The 1,416-nt window shown below is 37.7% G+C and carries 1 protein-coding gene; it reads left to right on the forward strand.

Translation table 11 applies throughout. From position 1 onward, the window contains the following. Positions 1 to 116: 116 nt before the first annotated feature. Positions 117 to 1,416 (forward strand): efflux RND transporter permease subunit (locus AC3DU7_RS06450; protein WP_488038531.1); only part of this gene is annotated, 1,300 nt, incomplete at its 3' end.

Below are 1,416 nucleotides of genomic sequence, written 5' to 3' on the forward strand. Positions count from 1 at the left end.
AAGGAAATATCTCTATTCTCTTTTCTTTTAATTGGAGTTGAGATAATTTGTCCCAAGTTCAATCAATACTATTACGGTTCCAGATCTGCCAACCTACGACCTACTACCTACCACCTATGAAACAATCTAAAGCAAAAAATCTACGACAACGCTGGAATATTTCCAGATGGGCGATCGCTCAACCATGGTTAACTATTTGTTTTTGGTTAAGCGTAGTAATAGCAGGTCTTTTTGCCTTTAGTAATCTCAAATATGGTTTATTTCCAGAAGTCAGTTTTCCAGTAGTAGTAGTACAAGCAACAGCAAATTTTGACAATACTATCAAAACAGAAACGCAAATTACAACTCCCATCGAAAAAGCTGTTAAAATGCTCGAAAAAAAAGGAATGTATGAATTGCGCTCCTCAACATATCCAGGGCAAGCAGTCATCAACATAGCTTTTACCACCCAAAGCAATTTAACATCAGCAACAGCAGATGTGGAAACTGTACTCAAACAAGTACCTCTCCCTCCAGAAACTAATTTAGAAATAATCAGTCTTGACTTAAACGAGTCAGCAGCAATTAGCTACGCCATTATTAGTGACAGTAAGACCCTCAAAGAATTAACTGCCATTGCTCAAAATCAAATTATTCCTAATATTTCAAAATTACCAGAAGTTTTAAAAGTCAATCTACTTGGTGACTCTTCCTTAAAACAAAAAGATACCGACACATCACTTCCTAACACCTTCCCGACCTTAGTCAGTTTCAATAATCAAAATGCCATAGCTTTCCAAGTAGTAAAACGTGCTGATGCTAATGCCTTAGAAACTGTAAGTAAAGTAGAAACAACCATAGCAAAAATGCAGTCTGACTTGCCAGAAATAAAACTCCTCTTAGCAGAAACCCAAGCAGACTATATTCAGGAAGCAACCCAAGCTACTATTGATGCCCTACTATTAGCAATTATTCTAGCAGTAGCAGTCATTTTTCCATTCTTACGGAATTTCCCAGCCACCATAATTACAGCTTTAGCAATACCTATTTCTCTATTAGGTACTTGTATTGTCATGGCAATATTTGGATTTAACCTAGAAACTATTACCCTCCTTGCCTTAGCAATAATAATTGGAATCATTGTTGATGATGCTATTGTAGATGTGGAAAACATTGCCAGACATCTCGAAGCAGGAGAAACTCCCAAGCAAGCGGCCATCAATGGTACCGATGAAATAGGGTTAACCGTTGTTGCTTCTACCTGTACTATTGCCGCAGTATTTCTCCCAGTCGCTTTTATGGGGGATACCCTTGGTCAATTTTTTCAACCCTTTGGTTTAACAGTTTCCGCAGCAGTATTAATTTCTTTATTAGTCGCCCGCACTTTATCTCCAGTATTAGCAGTGTGGTGGTTAAATGAAGTCAGAAGTTTGAAGT

The sequence above is a fragment of the Okeania sp. genome, from assembly GCF_983059655.1.